We start from the raw sequence: 18,433 nt of genomic DNA, 5'->3' as shown, positions 1-18,433 counted from the left end.
ATGTCTGAACCTCGTTTCGTCCACCTGCGGGTGCACAGCGACTACTCCATGATCGATGGGCTGGCGAAAACCGGGCCGCTGGTGAAAAAGGCGGCCGCGTTAGGCATGCCTGCGCTGGCGATCACCGATTTTACCAACCTGTGTGGTCTGGTGAAGTTTTACGGAGCGGGTCACGGTGCGGGTATCAAGCCGATAGTTGGCGCAGATTTTCATGTCCGTAGCGAGCTGCTGGGCGATGAACTCACGCAGCTCACCGTGCTGGCCGCAAACAATACTGGCTATCAGAACCTGACGTTGTTGATATCGAAAGCCTATCAGCGTGGTTATGGCGCAGAAGGGCCGGTCATCGACCGGGATTGGCTGGCCGAGTTAAAAGAAGGTTTGATTTTGCTCTCCGGCGGCCGCATGGGCGACGTCGGGCGCAGCCTGCTGCGCGGTAATAACGCGCTGGTTGATGAGTGCGTAGCGTTTTACGAAGAACATTTTCCAAATTGCTATTTCCTCGAGCTTATCCGCACCGGCAGACAAGATGAAGAAAATTATCTGCATGCAGCGGTAGAACTGGCGGAAAGGCGTGGTCTTCCGGTGGTGGCGACCAACGATGTTCGTTTCCTTGAAACCGGTGATTTTGACGCGCATGAAATCCGCGTGGCAATCCACGACGGGTTCACCCTTGACGACCCGAAACGCCCGCGTAATTATTCGCCGCAGCAGTACATGCGTAGCGAAGATGAGATGTGCGAGCTGTTTTCCGATATTCCGGAAGCGCTGCAAAACACCGTTGAGATAGCTAAGCGCTGTAACGTGACGGTACGTCTGGGTGAGTATTTCCTGCCACAGTTCCCGACCGGTGATATGACCACCGAGGATTTCCTCGTGGCGAAATCGCGCGAAGGTCTGGAAGAGCGTCTGGCGTTTTTGTTCCCGGACCCTGAAGTTCGCGCGCAGAAGCGCCCGCCTTATGACGAACGTCTGGAAGTTGAACTTAAAGTTATCAACCAGATGGGATTTCCTGGCTACTTCCTGATCGTGATGGAATTTATCCAGTGGTCGAAAGATAACGGCGTACCGGTAGGCCCTGGACGTGGTTCCGGTGCCGGCTCGCTTGTCGCCTATGCGCTGAAAATTACCGACCTGGATCCGCTGGAATTTGACCTGCTGTTCGAACGTTTCCTGAACCCGGAACGTGTCTCAATGCCCGACTTCGACGTTGACTTCTGTATGGAGAAACGCGACCGGGTAATTGAACACGTGGCGGAAATGTACGGTCGTGATGCGGTTTCGCAGATTATTACCTTCGGTACGATGGCGGCCAAAGCGGTTATCCGCGACGTGGGGCGCGTGCTGGGACACCCGTACGGCTTCGTGGACCGTATTTCGAAACTGGTGCCGCCCGATCCGGGCATGACGCTGGCAAAAGCCTTTGAAGCCGAACCCCAACTGCCGGAAATCTATGAGGCAGATGAAGAGGTTAAAGCGCTGATCGATATGGCGCGTAAGCTGGAAGGTGTCACGCGTAACGCCGGTAAACACGCCGGTGGTGTAGTTATCGCGCCGACCAAAATTACCGATTTTGCGCCGCTGTACTGCGATGAACAGGGGCTGCACCCGGTTACTCAGTTTGATAAGAACGACGTGGAATATGCCGGCCTTGTGAAGTTCGACTTCCTCGGCCTGCGTACGCTCACCATCATCAACTGGGCGCTGGAAATGATTAACGCGCGCCGTGAAAAGAACGGCGAGCCGCCGCTGGATATCGCCGCTATCCCGCTGGATGACAAGAAAAGCTTCGACATGCTGCAACGCTCGGAGACCACGGCGGTCTTCCAGCTTGAATCCCGCGGCATGAAAGATCTTATCAAACGTCTGCAGCCTGACTGCTTCGAAGATATGATCGCCCTGGTGGCCCTGTTCCGTCCGGGTCCGCTACAGTCGGGGATGGTAGATAACTTTATCGACCGTAAGCATGGTCGCGAAGAGATTTCCTACCCGGACGTACAATGGCAGCATGAGTGTCTGAAACCGGTACTGGAGCCGACCTACGGCATTATCCTGTATCAGGAACAGGTTATGCAGATTGCCCAGGAGCTGTCCGGATATACCCTTGGCGGTGCGGACATGTTGCGTCGTGCGATGGGTAAGAAAAAGCCGGAAGAGATGGCTAAGCAGCGCGGCACCTTTGAAGAAGGGGCGAAAAAGCGCGGCGTCGACGGCGAACTGGCGATGAAAATCTTTGACCTGGTGGAGAAATTCGCCGGTTACGGATTTAACAAATCGCACTCCGCTGCCTATGCGCTGGTCTCTTACCAGACGCTATGGCTGAAGGCGCATTACCCCGCCGAGTTTATGGCGGCGGTAATGACCGCCGATATGGATAACACCGAGAAAGTGGTCGGGCTGGTGGATGAATGCTGGCGTATGGGGCTCAAAATCCTGCCGCCGGACATCAACTCCGGGCTTTATCATTTTCACGTGAATGATGATGGCGAAATTGTCTATGGCATCGGCGCGATAAAAGGCGTGGGTGAAGGGCCAATTGAAGCTATTATTGAGGCGCGAAACGAAGGCGGTTACTTCCGCGAGCTGTTTGATCTCTGTGCGCGCACGGACATCAAAAAACTCAACCGCCGGGTGCTGGAAAAGTTAATCATGTCCGGGGCGTTTGACCGCCTTGGTCCGCATCGTGCGGCGCTGATGAATTCGCTCAACGATGCGCTAAAAGCCGCCGATCAGCATGCGAAAGCCGAGGCAACGGGTCAGGCGGACATGTTTGGCGTGCTGGCTGAAGAGCCGGAACAAATTGAACAGTCTTATGCTAACTGTACACCGTGGCCGGAGCAGGTGGTATTAGAGGGGGAACGTGAAACGTTAGGGCTTTACCTGACGGGACACCCCATCAACCAGTATTTAAAAGAAATTGAGCGCTATGTTGGAGGCCACAGGCTGAAAGACATGCATCCGACAGAACGTGGTAAAGTCACCACGGCTGCGGGGCTCGTCATTGCTGCGCGGGTAATGGTCACCAAGCGCGGCAATCGTATCGGCATCTGTACCCTGGATGACCGTTCCGGGCGTCTGGAAGTTATGTTGTTTACCGACGCCCTGGATAAATACCAGCAATTGCTGGAAAAAGACCGCATACTTATCGTCAGCGGACAGGTCAGCTTTGATGACTTCAGCGGCGGGCTTAAAATGATGGCCCGTGAAGTCATGGATATTGACGAAGCCCGGGAAAAATATGCTCGCGGGCTTGCTATCTCGCTGACGGACAGGCAAATTGATGACCAGCTTTTAAACCGACTCCGTCAGTCTCTGGAACCCCACCGCTCGGGGACAATTCCAGTACATCTCTACTATCAGAGGGCGGATGCACGTGCGCGATTGCGTTTTGGCGCAACGTGGCGTGTTTCTCCGAGCGATCGTTTGCTAAACGATCTCCGTGGCCTTATTGGTTCGGAGCAGGTGGAACTGGAGTTTGACTAATACAGGAATACTATGAGTCTGAATTTCCTTGATTTTGAACAGCCGATTGCAGAGCTGGAAGCAAAAATCGATTCTCTGACTGCGGTTAGCCGTCAGGATGAGAAACTGGATATTAACATCGATGAAGAAGTGCATCGTCTGCGTGAAAAAAGCGTAGAGCTGACGCGTAAAATCTTCGCCGATCTTGGCGCATGGCAGGTAGCCCAGTTGGCGCGCCATCCACAGCGTCCGTACACCCTGGATTATGTCCGCCTGGCATTTGATGAATTTGATGAGCTGGCGGGCGATCGTGCCTATGCGGATGATAAAGCTATTGTCGGCGGCATCGCGCGTCTGGATGGTCGTCCGGTGATGATCATTGGTCATCAGAAAGGCCGTGAGACCAAAGAAAAAATTCGTCGTAATTTCGGCATGCCGGCACCGGAAGGCTATCGCAAAGCGCTGCGTCTGATGGAAATGGCCGAGCGTTTCAATATGCCGATCATTACTTTCATCGACACCCCTGGGGCTTATCCGGGCGTGGGCGCGGAAGAACGTGGTCAGTCTGAAGCGATTGCGCGCAACCTGCGTGAAATGTCGCGTCTGAGCGTACCGGTAATCTGCACCGTTATTGGTGAAGGTGGTTCCGGCGGCGCGCTGGCGATCGGCGTAGGCGATAAAGTGAATATGCTGCAATACAGCACCTATTCCGTTATCTCCCCGGAAGGTTGTGCCTCCATTCTGTGGAAAAGCGCCGACAAAGCGCCGCTGGCCGCAGAAGCGATGGGGATTATCGCGCCGCGTCTGAAAGAGCTGAAGCTTATCGACTCTATCATCCCGGAACCGCTGGGCGGCGCGCACCGCAACCCGGAAGTGATGGCTGCGTCCCTGAAATCACAACTGCTGGCCGATCTCGCCGACCTCGACGTGTTAAGCAAAGATGATTTGAAAAACCGTCGTTACCAGCGTCTGATGAGCTACGGTTACGCGTAAACTGCATTAATTCTGAAAAGGGCCACAACGCTGTGGCCCTTTTTTTTACCTGTGGTTTCACCAGGCTATGATTAACTAAGGTTTTTCCAGGAGGATCGCATGAATATCATTGCCATCATGGGACCGCATGGCGTCTTTTATAAAGATGAGCCCATCAAGGAACTTGAGCGTGCGCTGCAACAGCAGGGGTTTCAGATTATCTGGCCGCAGAATAGCGTCGACCTGCTTAAGTTTATCGAACATAACCCACGAATTTGCGGTGTCATTTTTGACTGGGATGAATACAGTCTGGATCTGTGCAGTGACATCAACCAGCTCAACGAGTATCTCCCGCTCTACGCCTTTATTAATACCCATTCGACGATGGATGTTAGCGCGCACGACCTGCGCATGGCGCTGTGGTTTTTTGAGTATGCGCTGGGCCAGTCTGAAGATATTGCAACCCGCATCCGTCAGTACACCAGCGAATACCTCGATAACATCACGCCTCCTTTCACCAAGGCGCTGTTTACCTATGTGAAGGAAGGAAAGTACACCTTCTGCACGCCCGGACATATGGCGGGAACGGCGTATCAGAAAAGCCCGGTCGGCTGCCTGTTCTATGATTTCTTTGGCGGCAATACGCTGAAGGCCGACGTGTCTATTTCCGTGACTGAACTGGGTTCGCTGCTGGATCATACCGGCCCGCATCTGGAAGCGGAGGAGTATATCGCGCGCACCTTTGGCGCCGAGCAGAGCTATATGGTGACCAACGGCACCTCGACGTCGAACAAGATTGTCGGCATGTATGCCGCGCCTTCAGGCAGTACGCTACTGATTGATCGCAACTGTCATAAGTCGCTGGCGCATTTGCTAATGATGAGCGATGTGGTGCCAATCTGGCTGAAGCCTACGCGCAATGCGCTGGGGATCCTCGGCGGTATACCTCGTCGGGAATTCACCCGCGCAAGCATTGAACGCAAGGTAGAAGAGACCCCTCAGGCGCAATGGCCGGTACACGCGGTGATCACCAATTCCACCTATGACGGCCTGTTGTATAACACCAACTGGATCAAGCAAACCCTGGATGTGCCCTCCATTCATTTTGATTCTGCCTGGGTGCCGTATACCCATTTTCACCCGATCTATCAGGGGAAAAGCGGGATGAGCGGCGAACGGGTGCCGGGGAAAGTGATTTTTGAAACCCAGTCAACCCACAAGATGCTGGCGGCACTATCACAGGCTTCTCTGATCCACATTAAGGGCGACTACGACGAAGAGACGTTCAACGAAGCCTTTATGATGCACACTTCCACTTCCCCGAGCTACCCGATTGTCGCGTCGATAGAAACGGCGGCGGCAATGCTGCGTGGCAATTCAGGCAAGCGGTTGATCAATCGTTCGGTGGAGCGGGCGCTGCATTTCCGTAAAGAAGTGCAGCGGCTACGCGAAGAGTCGGATGGCTGGTTCTTTGATATCTGGCAGCCGGAAAGGGTAGATGAAGCGGAGTGCTGGCCGGTAGCGCCTGGTGAAGACTGGCACGGATTTGTTGATGCTGACGCCGATCATATGTTCCTCGACCCGGTGAAGGTCACCATTCTTACGCCGGGAATGGATGAACAGGGAAATATGAGTGAAGAGGGGATCCCTGCGGCGCTGGTGGCGAAATTCCTTGATGAGCGCGGCGTCGTTGTCGAGAAAACAGGACCGTATAATCTGTTGTTCCTGTTTAGTATTGGCATTGATAAAACCCGGGCGATGGGGCTACTGCGCGGCCTGACGGAATTTAAACGCTCGTACGATCTGAATTTACGCGTGAAAAATATGCTGCCGGATCTGTATGCCGAGGATCCCGATTTCTATCGTAATATGCGTATTCAGGATCTGGCGCAGGGGATCCATAAGCTGATCCGCCAGCACGATCTCTCCGGGCTGATGCTGCGGGCATTTGATACCTTACCGGAAATGAAAATGACCCCGCACCAGGCCTGGCAGCGGCAGATCAAAGGTGAGGTCGAAACGGTGGCGCTCGATCAACTGGTGGGGCGCATTTCTGCCAATATGATTCTGCCTTATCCTCCCGGTGTGCCGCTCTTGATGCCCGGGGAAATGATCACGGCCAAAAGTCGGGCTGTACTCGATTTTCTGCTGATGTTGTGTTCAGTGGGTCATCACTATCCCGGATTTGAAACCGATATCCATGGCGCTAAACTGGGTGAGGATGGCGTGTATCGCGTGCGAGTCCTAAAAATGGCATGACGACTTGCGTGAACCCATTACGCACGAGTAACGTGCTGGCAGAAAAACGAAAGAGGCGATGACGCTATGCTGGGATTAAAACAGGTTCACCATATTGCCATTATTGCGACGGATTACGCGGCGAGTAAGGCATTTTACTGTGATGTGCTGGGCTTTACGCTAATCAGCGAAGCCTACCGGGAAGAACGTGACTCGTGGAAGGGTGATCTGGCATTGAACGGTCAGTATGTGATTGAGCTTTTTTCTTTTCCATTTCCGCCTTGCCGTCCGAGCCGACCGGAAGCCTGCGGTTTACGCCATCTGGCGTTCAGCGTAGATGACGTGGAAAAAGCGATCGCGCATCTGGAAGCTCACCACGTGAAGTGCGAATCCGTGCGTATCGATCCGTTTACCGGCAAACGCTTTACGTTTTTTAACGATCCGGACGGATTACCGCTCGAACTGTACGAGCTGTAAGTCTTATCATTGTGGCATTAGCCCGGCAATGTGCCGGGCAATGCCATTGTAAGTAACCATCATGACGACACTCACGCTGAATACTTCACTGCTAAATTCTCAATCGATTCTGGCCGCCTTTAGCGGCGGGCTGGACTCCACCGTGCTGCTGCATCAGCTGGTACTGTGGCGAGCGCAAAATCCTGAGGTTGCCTTGCGCGCAATCCATATTCATCACGGATTAAGCCCGCAGGCAGACAGTTGGGTGCAACACTGTGAGTCGGTATGCGCACAGTGGCAGGTGCCGCTGGTGGTTGAACGGGTCCAACTTGAGGATGATGGTCTGGGCATCGAAGCTCAGGCGCGACGCGCGCGCTATCAGGCATTTGCGCAGACCTTACTACCGGGTGAAGTGCTGATGACCGCCCAGCATCTCGACGACCAGTGTGAAACCTTTCTACTGGCGCTTAAGCGCGGCAGTGGTCCTGCCGGGCTTTCCGCCATGGGCGAAAGCTCACCATTTGCCGGAACCCAACTGATTCGACCGCTGCTGGCGCAAACGCGAGAGGCGCTTGAAGTATGGGCGCGACAGCATGAATTATGCTGGATCGAAGATGAAAGTAATCAGGATGATGCCTACGATCGCAATTTTCTCAGATTGCGCGTTACCCCGTTGCTCCAACAACGATGGCCGCACTTCGCGCAAGCCGCAGCCCGCAGCGCCGCGCTGTGCGCCGAGCAGGAGAGTTTACTGGATGAACTGCTGGCCAACGATTTAGCCGACTGCGTGACTGTTCAAGGCACACTGTTACTGGCACCGTTAATGATGATGAGTGGCGTGCGGCGTGCCGCTTTGCTGCGTCGCTGGCTGGCGGGGTTAAATGCGCCGATGCCTTCCCGGGACGGGCTGGAACGTATCTGGCAGGAAGTGGCGTTGGCGCGAGAAGATGCTTCCCCCTGTTTTCGTCTAGGAGAATATGAGGTCCGTCGCTATCAGTCACAGCTATGGTGGGTTAAATCGGTCGACGGGCAAAGCGAAACCGTCATCCCGTGGTCATGTCGGGAAACGCCGTTGACATTGCCTGCCGGGTTAGGCTCGGTGCAGCTAATCTCTGCTGGCGAATTGCGCATGCCGCAAGCAGGTGAAGCGATCAGTATTCGTTTTAAAGCGCCAGGCGTATTGCATATTGTCGGGCGTAACGGTGGACGTAAATTAAAGAAAATCTGGCAGGAGCAGGGGATCCCGCCCTGGCGACGAGATACCACGCCGTTGTTGTTTTACGGTGAAACGTTGATTGCGGCTGCGGGTGTTTTTGTGACGCGTGAGGGGGCGGCGGTAGATGAAGAAGGTCTGAGTCTGATTTGGCATGCCTGATGGCGGTGCGATTATCAGGCCTGGTCATTTAGGCCTGATAAGGTGCAAGAAAAGTTAAGATTCGCTGACGACCACGGTACCGATTTGCGGGTGGCTGAAGCTGGCAATTTTATCGAGACGAAGCTCCCGGGTTTCACCCGCGACATCTGCGACCAGATACTCCACGTTTTTGCGTGAAACCAGGTCATTCGCTTTCGCCTGCAAAACTTCGCCATCTTTTAGCGCCAGCGTCAGTAACAAATGGTTCTGGCAGGCGAGTTCAAGATTGTCGTAATCATCACAATTGATGGGTTGATACGTTTCATTCATTGACATAATCGCTCACCAGTAAGTTGGCGGCAGCATAGGCCGCTTTTTCCCTGACCGACTCTGGAAGGGCGCTGTCTGCCGCCACTTCATTAAGCACCTTCAATACGCAACCCAGCGCATCCGGGATATACCCTAAGTCTCCGCTGGCGATTTCCGCGTACCGCTTGCGTATTAACTCACAATATTTTTCCACATGCCCTCCTGTCAGCACTCTGACTTAACCGTGGATGCAAGTCTAAGCCTACGAAGATAAACTCTGTTTAGCAAGGTGACTATACCATACTCATTCAAGCAATATCAGCGCCTTGATTGAGGAGCTGTTAGCAGCCTTTTGCCGCAGTTTTCGCTACAATGAGCGCCTGATTCGAAAGGAGTTCTCTCATGGCGCTTAAAGCGACAATTTATAAAGCCGTCGTCAACGTAGCGGATCTCGACCGCAACCAGTTCCTTGACGCGGCCTTGACGCTGGCGCGTCATCCCTCTGAAACCCAGGAGCGCATGATGCTGCGCCTGCTGGCCTGGATTAAATATGCCGATGAACGGTTGCAGTTCACGCGTGGCCTGAGTGCTGAAGACGAGCCTGAAGCATGGCTGCGTAACGACCATCTGGGCATCGATCTCTGGATTGAACTGGGTCTGCCGGATGAGCGTCGTATTAAAAAAGCCTGTACCCAGTCTGGTGAGGTTGCTCTGTTTACTTACAACAGCCGTGCGGCCCAGATCTGGTGGCAGCAAAACCAGAACAAGTGTGCGCAGTTTAAAAATCTCACCGTGTGGTATCTGGATGATGAACAGCTGGCGCAACTGAGTGATTTTGCTGGTCGTACAATGGCGCTGCAGGCAACTATCCAGGATGGCGCTATCTGGCTGTCTGATTCTCAGAACAATCTGGAAATTCATCTGACCGCGTGGCAGCCGCGTTGATGATTGTTATCTCCCGAAACGTCTCTATCCCTGACAGTGAGCTGGAAATCACGGCGATTCGGGCACAGGGCGCGGGCGGTCAGCACGTTAACAAGACCTCGACGGCTATCCACTTGCGCTTTGACATTCGGGCCTCAGGCCTGCCAGAGTATTACAAGGAACGTCTGCTGGCCGCCAGCCATCATCTGATTAGCAGCGATGGCGTTATTATCATTAAGGCGCAGGAATACCGTAGCCAGGAGTTAAATCGGGAAGCGGCAATCTCCCGACTGGTAGCGGTGATAAAAGAATTAACCGCGGTGCAAAAAAGCCGACAGGCAACACGTCCTACGCGCGCCTCGAAAGAGCGCAGGTTGTCATCGAAGGCGCAAAAATCCACAGTGAAAGCACTGCGTGGGAGAGTTCGTCGAACGCAAGACTGACGAGCGGGAATAAAAAATTATAAGGAATTCATAGTGAAAACAGCAATATTGTCCGTGGTCGCTGCATGCACGCTTTTTTCCTTGATCGGCTGTAACAACCGTACTGAAGTCGATGTACTACAGCCGACGCGGGCGGCAGAATTAAAACCGATGCAGCAAAGCTGGCGTGGCATTTTGCCTTGCGCGGACTGCGAAGGAATTGAAACCTCTCTGTTCCTGGAAAAAGACGGCACATGGGTGATGAACGAACGCTATCAGGGCGTGCGGGATGAACCGTCCTCCTTTGCTTCTTATGGTACATGGGCGCGCACTGCCGATAAGCTGGTGCTGACTGACAGCAAAGGTGAAAAGTCGTACTACCGGGCAAAAGGTGAAGCGCTGGAGATGCTCGATCGTGAAGGTAACCCGATTGAGTCACAGTTCAACTACACGCTTGAGCCAGTTTCTGCCAGCTTACCGGTGACGCCAATGCCGATGCGGGGGATGTACTTCTATATGGCTGACGCGGCAACCTTCACTGATTGTGCGACGGGTAAAAGAGTCTCTGTCGCGAACAATGCACAACTGGAGCGAGATTATCTGACTGCGCGTGGTGCAACGGATAAGGCAGTTCTGCTTACTGTGGAAGGGCACTTCACGATGGAAGAAAATCCTGATACAGGCACGCCAGTGAAAACCTTAAGAGCGGATAAAGAAATTAAGTTTATCCCTGGTCAGAGTTGCGATGATTAATCTGCAGCTTATAAAAACTGTCCGGCGATCGCCCGGACAGTTTTTCCTTATCGGATCAATCCAACAAAACGGCTGGTTTTGATATAAATCCCTAACTTCAGGTGGCCGATATACTGTAGCTGCGTTTCAGACTTAAACGCGGAAATGTCACCTTCGCGCATATGCATCAGGTCGGAAGGGCTAATCCAACCCGGCTGCGCCATTGTTAGCGGGTGCCCGGCTGTGGCAAACGCATCGGTTACGAATTCGGAGCAAAACCACGCCTTCTTTTCTCCTTCGCTGGTATTGTTCAACTGTGCTTTTGCCAGCCCGCTGACGCATTGCTGGCGAAAATCCTCTGAGAAAGGATTCAATGAACATATTTGCCGGGTCACCATAAACGGAATAAATTCGACGATGCCGCGGTAGTTATAGCCGCTATCTTTGATTTTATAAGCGAATGTTTTGATTTCTTCGGCCTGCTGCGGCGTGAGGTTGGGGACCCGCAGAGCAAAAAGCTTATCGCTGTGATTTTCAGCCTTTTTGAGCGAAATGATTTGTACTCCCGCCCCGGTCGCTTCGGCAACTTCATTATCGCCAAGGTAAACGGCGACATGGCTGACAGAAGAGGTGCTGAACGCGCGAATACCAAATGAGGTCACCCCAAGACTAGAGGAAAACAGCAGGTCGCCCGGCCTGAGGTCGGTATCCGTAATTTCATGCAGCGCTTGATCGGTAAATGAGCTTTGATGCTGGAGTTTTATCTCCCATTTCTTTGCCTGGGCATCAACAGCGGTTGCTGATGAATTTTGCTGACTGACGTCAATCGTGCAGGCTGAAAGCAGAAGAACGAAGGGGAGGAGCAGGCGGTAATACGCCGTTGGTTTAGCCATTTTATACAATCCATGTAAAAAAGGCCCTGATCCTCAGGGCCTTGTGCTGGTATTAGCCTTTAATAGCTTTGACCAGGTAGTCGACGATGTCGCCGGTTTTAATCAGCTCTTTCTCGCCGTTACGACGGTATTTGTATTCGATATCGTCGTTGTCGAGGTTACGGTCGCCCAGCACGATGGTATGCGGAATACCGATGAGCTCCATATCAGCAAACATCACGCCTGGACGCTCTTTACGATCGTCCATCAGCACTTCAATACCCTGCGCGCGCAGCTCCGCGTACAGCTTTTCAGCCAGCTCCTGCACACGGTAGGATTTGTGCATGTTCATCGGCAGAATAGCAACCTGGAACGGGGCAATGGCGTCTGGCCATACAATGCCGCGATCGTCGTAGTTCTGTTCAATCGCAGCAGCCACAACGCGAGTGACCCCGATACCGTAGCAGCCCATGGTCAGCGTCTGGTTACGACCATCTTCTCCCTGAACGGCGGCTTTCATCGCTTCAGAGTACTTGGTACCCAACTGGAAGATGTGGCCCACTTCGATACCGCGTTTGATCATCAGCGTACCTTTGCCATCCGGGCTTGGATCGCCGGCGACCACGTTACGAATGTCAGCCACTTCCGGGGTGGCCACGTCGCGATCCCAGTTGATACCGAAATAGTGTTTACCGTCGATGTTGGCACCGGCAGCAAAATCGCTCATTACCGCAACGGTACGGTCGATAACCACCGGAATAGGCATGTTCACCGGACCCAGAGATCCTGGACCTGCTTTAACCAGCGCACGAATTTCTTCTTCGGTGGCGAAGGTCAGCGGGCTGGCAACCTGCGGCAGTTTTTCCGCCTTGACTTCGTTCAGCTCGTGATCGCCACGAACCAGCAGCGCAACCAGCGGGTAGCTGCTGCCTTCAACCGCTTTCACCAGCAGGGTTTTCACGGTTTTCTCGATAGGCAGGTTGAATTGTTCAACCAGCTCGGCGATAGTTTTAGCGTTCGGCGTATCAACCAGCGTCATTTCCTGCGTTGCAGCGGCGCGCGGTTCTTTCGGTGCAACAGCTTCGGCAAACTCGATGTTTGCCGCATAGTCGGAAGAGTCAGAGAAGATCACATCGTCTTCACCGCTCTGCGCCAGCACCTGGAATTCGTGAGAGGCGCTGCCACCGATAGAACCGGTATCCGCTTGTACCGCACGGAAATCCAGCCCCATACGGCTGAAGATTTTGCTGTACGCAGCGTACATCGCGTCGTAGGTTTCCTGCAGAGATTCCTGAGAGGTGTGGAAAGAGTAGGCATCTTTCATCAGGAATTCGCGGGAACGCATCACGCCGAAGCGCGGACGCACTTCGTCACGGAATTTGGTCTGGATCTGATAGAAGTTCAGCGGCAGCTGTTTGTAAGAGCTCAGCTCATTACGGATCAGGTCGGTGATCACTTCTTCATGCGTTGGGCCGAGTACGAACGAACGATCGCCACGGTCAGCAATACGCAGCAGTTCCGGGCCGTATTGTTCCCAACGGCCGCTCTCTTCCCACAGTTCAGAAGGCTGAACGACCGGCATCAACACCTCGATCGCACCGGCGTTATTCATCTCTTCACGCACGATGTTTTCGACTTTTTTCAGGACGCGCACGCCGGTCGGCAGCCAGGTATATAACCCGGAGGCCAGCTTGCGGATCATCCCGGCGCGCAGCATCAGCTGGTGGCTGATGACCTCGGCGTCGGCAGGTGTCTCCTTCAGAGTGGAGAGCAGATATTGGCTAGTACGCATGTTGTTACGGTTCCAGTTGAACGATCGAACAGGCTCAAAATGAGCCTGGCACAAAACAAAAGTGGTTTAGTTTACCAGCGAGAAGGGGATGTCAAAAGAGTACGCGATGCAAATTAGCGGGCTTCCAGAGCAAAGACCTCAAATCCTGACGGCGTCACGCGCCAGCGGACGTTAAAGTCCAGCAACCAGACGGCATAGGTTTTGCCTTCTTCCTCGTTTTTACGGTAGGCAGGACGCGGATCCTGCGCCAGCACTTCGGCAATAAACTGACGAAGATGCGGGTAACGCTGTTCGAGCTTTGGTAGTTGCTCAGCGAGCTCTTCACTGAACGTCACGTCTACACTGGCCTGCGGCGCGTCCTGAGCATAGCTGGCGCGAGCATCAGGCAGCGATTCGGCAAACGGCAGATACGGTTTTATATCCACTACCGGCGTGCCATCAACAAGATCCAGCCCGCCGAGCTCAAGGATTACATGCTCTTTATGGCAACGGATGCCCCGCAGCTCAACCAACGACATGCCAACAGGGTTCGGACGAAACGTTGAACGCGTGGCAAAGACGCCCATTCTGGCATTGCCGCCAAGACGGGGAGGGCGCACGGTTGGACGCCATCCACCTTCCATTGTCTGGTGAAAAACAAAAATCACCCACAAATGGCTGAAGGCTTCCAGGCCGCGAACGGCATCGGCCTGGTTATAAGGTGCGAGCAAATGCAGTTCACCGTTGGCACTTTTCACCAGACCTGGCTGGCGTGGAACGGCGAACTTTTCTTTATAAGGTGAGCGGATAACGCCTATTTGCTCGAGCTGAAAATGGCTCATTTCGCCGAAATGTTCAGTGCAGAACCGATGCAAACCGCCTGGCGATAGCAACCCGGCGTTCCGCTGGTTACTTCGCAACTGTGCAGCAATACCGCATTTGCTTTCATTTTAGATGCGTTAATCTGCATGCGTTTGCGTGCGGTTGGAATGCTCGGTGGAGAATCCTGGTTGGATGCCTGGCAGGATTCGCCGCTGACTTCGCCGAGATCGCGGAACGGTTTGCCAACTAAATCTTCAGCGTTAGTAATGATTCTTACTGGCGCCGCGCGCGGTGCTTTGGGTTTTTCCGGCTCCGCTTTAGGCGGGGTAGCGGTGCTTTGAACGGGTTCAACAGGGGATCTGCTTAACATAGAACAGCCGCTCAGCATGAGTGCTACTAAACAGATCGGTAAAGCACGCATAATATTTCCTCAATGAATGATCTAAACGTCAGATATTGAATCAGGTGCTTGCATAAATGACAAGACGGGCAAGCGCCCGTCCTGATGATATTACAGATTCTGGAAACAGCCTAAAATTACCATCCCTTAACAGCACCGCCGTTGAAGACTTTGTTTGCTGCTTCGTACACTTCGTCAGACTGGTATGCCTGAACGAATTTCTTCACATTCTCAGCATCTTTATTGTCTTCACGAGTCACGATCAGGTTTACGTACGGAGAATCTTTATCTTCAACAAAGATACCGTCTTTAGCCGGGGTCAGGCCGATCTGGCTGGCGTAGGTCGTGTTGATGACCGCCAGTGCGATTTGTGCATCGTCCAGGGAACGCGGCAGCTGCGGCGCTTCCAGTTCAACCAGCTTCAGGTTTTTCGGGTTTTCAATCACGTCCAGCGCGGTCGGCAGCAGACCAACACCGTCTTTCAGTTTGATTAAGCCCACTTTTTGCAGCAGCAGCAGGGAGCGGCCAAGGTTAGTCGGATCGTTTGGAATCGCGACCTGAGAACCTTCCTGCAACTCATCCAGTGACTTGATTTTTTTAGAGTAGCCCGCAATCGGGTAAACAAAAGTATTACCTGCGGCAACCAGTTTGTAGCCGCGATCTTTGATCTGTTGATCCAGGTACGGTTTGTGCTGGAAGGCGTTAGCATCAATATCGCCTTTGCTCAGTGCTTCGTTAGGCAGGACGTAATCGTTAAACGTGACCAGCTCAACGTCCAGACCGTATTTTTCTTTAGCCACTTTCTGCGCGACTTCTGCGACCTGCTGCTCTGCGCCAACAATAACGCCCACTTTGATGTGGTTAGGATCTTTTTCATCCTGACCGCAACCCACAAGTGCCAGAGAACCGATCAGGGCTCCAACTGCCGCAAAGGTTTTGAATTTGAACGCCATGCTTATTTCCTTTTCTTAATGAGTTTTTAGTGTTGTGTGCAACGTTATTTGTGCGTGACAGCCCGGACGATGCGATCGCCGGATAACTGAATTAAATAAACCAGAATGACGAGCAATACCAGCACTGTATTCATGACGGTAGCGTTGTAGCCAATATAACCGTACTGATAACCAATCTGGCCAAGACCACCGGCACCGACGGCACCGCCCATCGCGGAATACCCCACCAGCGTGATAAGGGTGATGGTGGCCGCATTGACCAGTCCAGGCAGTGCTTCTGGTAGTAATACCTTACGTACAATTTGCAGCGGCGTGGCACCCATTGCACGAGAGGCTTCAATCAGCCCGGTCGGGATTTCGAGCAGCGCGTTTTCCACCATACGGGCGATAAACGGCGCGGCGCCGACGGTCAGCGGGACGATAGCGGCCTGCAGCCCAATAGAGGTGCCAACGATCATGCGGGTGAACGGAATCATCCACACCAGCAAGATAATGAACGGGATGGAACGGAAAATATTCACCAGTGCAGAGAGCGTGCGGTAGAGCTTCGCGTTCTCAATGATTTGCCCCGGCCGCGTTACGTACAGCAACACGCCAACCGGCAGGCCAATCACAAAACCAAAAAAACCGGACACAAAGGTCATTGCCAGCGTTTCCCATACGCCGCGAACCAGTAGCCACATCATCGGCTCAGACATAACCCAGTACCTCTACTTTTACATGGTGTTCCTGCAACCAGTTAATGGCCGCTTGTGTATCTTCCTGTGTGCCGTGCATTTCAGTCAGCATGATGCCGAACTTCACGCCGCCGGCGTAATCCATCTGCGCGCTAATAATGTTGTTATTCACATTAAAGCGACGGGCCGTCTCAGAAAGTAATGGCGCATCAACCGAATGACCGGTGAATTCCATGCGCAGCATTGGCACGCTGTCGGCTTCTGGCTTTGCTTTTAAACGTTCCAGATAATCTTCCGGGATATCCAGGTGTAGCGTGGACTGGATAAATTTCTGTGCCAGCGGCGTTTTCGGGTGGGAGAACACTTCGCTGACGGTGTCCTGCTCAATCAGCTCACCATTACTGATGACCGCCACGCAGTCACAAATGCGTTTTACAACGTCCATCTCATGGGTAATCAGCAGAATGGTGAGTCCCAAACGACGGTTAATGTCTTTCAATAATTCCAGAATCGAGCGGGTTGTTGCCGGATCAAGTGCGCTGGTGGCTTCATCACACAGCAACACTTTTGGATTGCTGGCCAGCGCACGCGCAATCGCCACTCGCTGTTTTTGTCCACCGGAAAGGTTGGCCGGGTAGCTGTCGTGCTTGTCGCCAAGGCCGACTAAATCCAGCAGTTCTGTTACACGGCATTTGATCTCTTCCTTTGGCGTGTTATCCAGTTCCAGCGGCAGCGCGACGTTGCCAAACACGGTACGGGAAGAAAGCAGGTTAAAGTGCTGGAAAATCATGCCAATTTGACGGCGAGCTTTAGTCAGCTCGGATTCAGAAAGCGTCGTCAGCTCCTGACCGCCAACCTGAACACTGCCCTCGGTTGGGCGTTCAAGTAAGTTAACGCAGCGAATGAGCGTACTTTTACCGGCACCGGAGGCGCCAATGACGCCATAAATCTGCCCGGCAGGAACGTGCAGGCTGACTTTATTTAGCGCCTGAATGGTGCGAGTCCCCTGCTGGAACACTTTGGTGATATTCGAAAGTTTAATCATTGGTTATTTATTATCGTAATTAAGTTAGCCGTGGCATTTTCGTCTGTCTGGGACGGTCGAAGCCGTCAACAAGATGGATGTTAAGGCATCCAGACGTCTAAATCAATCTAGCTTTGCACGATGAGCACTTTCTTGCCCGCCGAAACATGCGATACTAGAGCCACATGCCTTATTCAGGAGCTATAAAAGGTGGCAAAATCTGTACCCGCAATTTTTCTCGACCGCGACGGCACCATTAATGTGGACCACGGTTACGTACATGAGATTGACGAGTTCGAGTTTATCGACGGCGTTATTGATGCCATGCGTGAACTTAAAAATATGGGTTACGCGCTCATTATCGTGACAAACCAGTCTGGTATCGCTCGTGGCAAATTTACTGAGGCACAGTTTGAAACGTTGACCGAATGGATGGACTGGTCGCTGGCCGATCGCGACGTTGATTTGGATGGTATCTACTATTGCCCGCATCATCCGCAGGGCACAGTAGAAGAGTATCGTCAGGTCTGCGACTGTCGTAAACCGCATCCTGGAATGTTGATCTCCGCCCGAGACTTCCTGCATATCGATATGGCCGCTTCCTATATGGTAGGCGACAAGATAGAAGATATGCAGGCAGCGGCAGCGGCGAATGTTGGAACGAAGGTTCTGGTGCGCACGGGTAAACCTGTTACGCCGGAAGCAGAAAATGCGGCAGATTTGGTCATAAATAGTCTGGCAGACTTGCCAATGGCGATAAAAAAGCAGCAAAAGTAAGCGCAATGGATAAAAGGTGAGCGGTTGAAACAAAAATGCATTTTTCCGCTTGTCTTCCTGAGTCGACTCCCTATAATGCGCCTCCATCGACACGGCGGATGTGAATCACTTCACACAAACAGCCGGTTCGGTTGAAGAGAAAAACCTGAAAATGAGGGTTGACTCTGAAAGAGGAAAGCGTAATATACGCCACCTCGCGACAGAGCGCTAAAGCGCGTCGCACCTGCTCTTTAACAATTTATCAGACAATCTGTGTGGGCACTCGAAG

General features: G+C 53.0%; 18 protein-coding genes. 9 read left to right on the top strand and 9 right to left on the bottom strand.

Going from position 1 to position 18,433, the window contains the following annotated elements:
• The 5 genes from dnaE (at position 1) to tilS (ending at position 8,503) form a co-directional block, all read left to right on the top strand.
• The gene (gene dnaE / locus KQJ19_RS05375) at positions 1–3,483 is read left to right on the top strand and encodes a DNA polymerase III subunit alpha (RefSeq protein ID WP_216403407.1); all 3,483 of its coding nucleotides are present in this window, start codon (positions 1–3) and stop codon (positions 3,481–3,483) included.
• Positions 3,484–3,495: 12 nt separating this feature from the next.
• Positions 3,496–4,455: an acetyl-CoA carboxylase carboxyl transferase subunit alpha gene (gene accA / locus KQJ19_RS05370; protein WP_216403406.1), complete on the top strand. Its 960-nt coding sequence runs from the start codon at positions 3,496–3,498 to the stop codon at positions 4,453–4,455.
• A gap of 99 nt (positions 4,456–4,554) precedes the next feature.
• Entirely contained in the window at positions 4,555–6,693 is a 2,139-nt protein-coding gene (gene ldcC / locus KQJ19_RS05365) for a lysine decarboxylase LdcC (RefSeq protein ID WP_181221221.1), read from the top strand.
• 66 nt (positions 6,694–6,759) lie between these two features.
• Positions 6,760–7,149: a VOC family protein gene (locus KQJ19_RS05360; protein ID WP_016151771.1), complete on the top strand. Its 390-nt coding sequence runs from the start codon at positions 6,760–6,762 to the stop codon at positions 7,147–7,149.
• A 61-nt stretch (positions 7,150–7,210) separates the two neighbouring features.
• Positions 7,211–8,503 (top strand): tRNA lysidine(34) synthetase TilS, encoded by a 1,293-nt coding sequence (gene tilS / locus KQJ19_RS05355; protein ID WP_216403405.1) that lies wholly within the window; start codon positions 7,211–7,213, stop codon positions 8,501–8,503.
• 54 nt (positions 8,504–8,557) lie between these two features.
• On the opposite strand, the gene rof is transcribed toward tilS, so the two are convergent.
• Both rof and KQJ19_RS05345 read right to left on the bottom strand, forming a co-directional pair.
• Positions 8,558–8,818 (bottom strand): Rho-binding antiterminator, encoded by a 261-nt coding sequence (gene rof, locus KQJ19_RS05350; RefSeq protein ID WP_047417117.1) that lies wholly within the window; start codon positions 8,816–8,818, stop codon positions 8,558–8,560.
• Positions 8,805–9,005, bottom strand: coding sequence for a YaeP family protein (locus KQJ19_RS05345; protein WP_003018499.1), 201 nt, complete (start codon positions 9,003–9,005; stop codon positions 8,805–8,807). The genes rof and KQJ19_RS05345 overlap by 14 nt, the downstream gene beginning before the upstream one ends.
• Before the next feature lie 188 nt (positions 9,006–9,193).
• Between KQJ19_RS05345 and KQJ19_RS05340 the strand changes: the two genes are divergently transcribed.
• Genes KQJ19_RS05340 through nlpE form a run of 3 tightly spaced genes read left to right on the top strand, consistent with a single transcriptional unit; the run spans position 9,194 to position 10,890 of the window.
• The gene (locus KQJ19_RS05340) at positions 9,194–9,736 is read left to right on the top strand and encodes a YaeQ family protein (protein ID WP_016151774.1); all 543 of its coding nucleotides are present in this window, start codon (positions 9,194–9,196) and stop codon (positions 9,734–9,736) included.
• The gene (arfB, locus tag KQJ19_RS05335) at positions 9,736–10,158 is read left to right on the top strand and encodes an alternative ribosome rescue aminoacyl-tRNA hydrolase ArfB (RefSeq protein ID WP_016151775.1); all 423 of its coding nucleotides are present in this window, start codon (positions 9,736–9,738) and stop codon (positions 10,156–10,158) included. Before KQJ19_RS05340 ends, arfB begins: the two co-directional genes overlap by 1 nt.
• A 30-nt stretch (positions 10,159–10,188) precedes the next feature.
• On the top strand, positions 10,189–10,890 hold the full coding sequence (gene nlpE, locus KQJ19_RS05330) for an envelope stress response activation lipoprotein NlpE (RefSeq protein ID WP_087121852.1): 702 nt from the start codon (positions 10,189–10,191) through the stop codon (positions 10,888–10,890).
• Positions 10,891–10,937: 47 nt separating this feature from the next.
• Here nlpE and KQJ19_RS05325 read toward each other — a convergent pair whose 3' ends face one another.
• From KQJ19_RS05325 to metN, 7 genes are all read right to left on the bottom strand, one after another.
• Positions 10,938–11,762: a YaeF family permuted papain-like enzyme gene (locus KQJ19_RS05325; RefSeq protein ID WP_053389214.1), complete on the bottom strand. Its 825-nt coding sequence runs from the start codon at positions 11,760–11,762 to the stop codon at positions 10,938–10,940.
• Between the two features lie 52 nt (positions 11,763–11,814).
• Positions 11,815–13,533, bottom strand: a complete 1,719-nt coding sequence (gene proS / locus KQJ19_RS05320) for a proline--tRNA ligase (RefSeq protein WP_016151778.1) — start codon at positions 13,531–13,533, stop codon at positions 11,815–11,817.
• A gap of 113 nt (positions 13,534–13,646) precedes the next feature.
• Entirely contained in the window at positions 13,647–14,354 is a 708-nt protein-coding gene (gene tsaA, locus KQJ19_RS05315) for a tRNA (N6-threonylcarbamoyladenosine(37)-N6)-methyltransferase TrmO (RefSeq protein WP_153689705.1), read from the bottom strand.
• Complete coding sequence (gene rcsF / locus KQJ19_RS05310) at positions 14,351–14,755, bottom strand: Rcs stress response system protein RcsF (RefSeq protein ID WP_016151780.1); 405 nt, start codon at positions 14,753–14,755, stop codon at positions 14,351–14,353. Before rcsF ends, tsaA begins: the two co-directional genes overlap by 4 nt.
• A 116-nt stretch (positions 14,756–14,871) precedes the next feature.
• Positions 14,872–15,687: a methionine ABC transporter substrate-binding lipoprotein MetQ gene (gene metQ / locus KQJ19_RS05305; protein ID WP_006686809.1), complete on the bottom strand. Its 816-nt coding sequence runs from the start codon at positions 15,685–15,687 to the stop codon at positions 14,872–14,874.
• Between the two features lie 44 nt (positions 15,688–15,731).
• Positions 15,732–16,385, bottom strand: a complete 654-nt coding sequence (locus tag KQJ19_RS05300) for a methionine ABC transporter permease MetI (protein WP_016151781.1) — start codon at positions 16,383–16,385, stop codon at positions 15,732–15,734.
• On the bottom strand, positions 16,378–17,409 hold the full coding sequence (gene metN, locus KQJ19_RS05295; RefSeq protein ID WP_216403404.1) for a methionine ABC transporter ATP-binding protein MetN: 1,032 nt from the start codon (positions 17,407–17,409) through the stop codon (positions 16,378–16,380). The genes KQJ19_RS05300 and metN overlap by 8 nt, the downstream gene beginning before the upstream one ends.
• Positions 17,410–17,598: 189 nt before the next feature.
• On the opposite strand from metN, the gene gmhB reads away from it, so the two are divergent.
• Complete coding sequence (gmhB, locus tag KQJ19_RS05290; RefSeq protein WP_016151783.1) at positions 17,599–18,165, top strand: D-glycero-beta-D-manno-heptose 1,7-bisphosphate 7-phosphatase; 567 nt, start codon at positions 17,599–17,601, stop codon at positions 18,163–18,165.
• The last annotated feature ends 268 nt before the right edge of the window (positions 18,166–18,433 follow it).

The sequence above is a fragment of the Citrobacter sp. S46_ASV_140 genome (assembly GCF_018919545.1).
Lineage (GTDB): Bacteria > Pseudomonadota > Gammaproteobacteria > Enterobacterales > Enterobacteriaceae > Citrobacter > Citrobacter braakii.
The sequence above is the reverse complement of the archived record's forward strand: the minus strand, read 5'-3'. Positions and strand labels throughout refer to the sequence as shown.

Bases quoted from the DNA above. Each gene is read 5' to 3' on its own strand.
- dnaE (WP_216403407.1), top strand. From the start codon at position 1: ATGTCTGAACCTCGTTTCGTCCACCTGCGGGTGCACAGCGACTACTCC.
- accA (WP_216403406.1), top strand. From the start codon at position 3,496: ATGAGTCTGAATTTCCTTGATTTTGAACAGCCGATTGCAGAGCTGGAA.
- ldcC (WP_181221221.1), top strand. From the start codon at position 4,555: ATGAATATCATTGCCATCATGGGACCGCATGGCGTCTTTTATAAAGAT.
- KQJ19_RS05360 (WP_016151771.1), top strand. From the start codon at position 6,760: ATGCTGGGATTAAAACAGGTTCACCATATTGCCATTATTGCGACGGAT.
- tilS (WP_216403405.1), top strand. From the start codon at position 7,211: ATGACGACACTCACGCTGAATACTTCACTGCTAAATTCTCAATCGATT.
- rof (WP_047417117.1), bottom strand. From the start codon at position 8,818: ATGTCAATGAATGAAACGTATCAACCCATCAATTGTGATGATTACGAC.
- KQJ19_RS05340 (WP_016151774.1), top strand. From the start codon at position 9,194: ATGGCGCTTAAAGCGACAATTTATAAAGCCGTCGTCAACGTAGCGGAT.
- arfB (WP_016151775.1), top strand. From the start codon at position 9,736: ATGATTGTTATCTCCCGAAACGTCTCTATCCCTGACAGTGAGCTGGAA.
- KQJ19_RS05325 (WP_053389214.1), bottom strand. From the start codon at position 11,762: ATGGCTAAACCAACGGCGTATTACCGCCTGCTCCTCCCCTTCGTTCTT.
- proS (WP_016151778.1), bottom strand. From the start codon at position 13,533: ATGCGTACTAGCCAATATCTGCTCTCCACTCTGAAGGAGACACCTGCC.
- tsaA (WP_153689705.1), bottom strand. From the start codon at position 14,354: ATGAGCCATTTTCAGCTCGAGCAAATAGGCGTTATCCGCTCACCTTAT.
- rcsF (WP_016151780.1), bottom strand. From the start codon at position 14,755: ATGCGTGCTTTACCGATCTGTTTAGTAGCACTCATGCTGAGCGGCTGT.
- metQ (WP_006686809.1), bottom strand. From the start codon at position 15,687: ATGGCGTTCAAATTCAAAACCTTTGCGGCAGTTGGAGCCCTGATCGGT.
- KQJ19_RS05300 (WP_016151781.1), bottom strand. From the start codon at position 16,385: ATGTCTGAGCCGATGATGTGGCTACTGGTTCGCGGCGTATGGGAAACG.
- metN (WP_216403404.1), bottom strand. From the start codon at position 17,409: ATGATTAAACTTTCGAATATCACCAAAGTGTTCCAGCAGGGGACTCGC.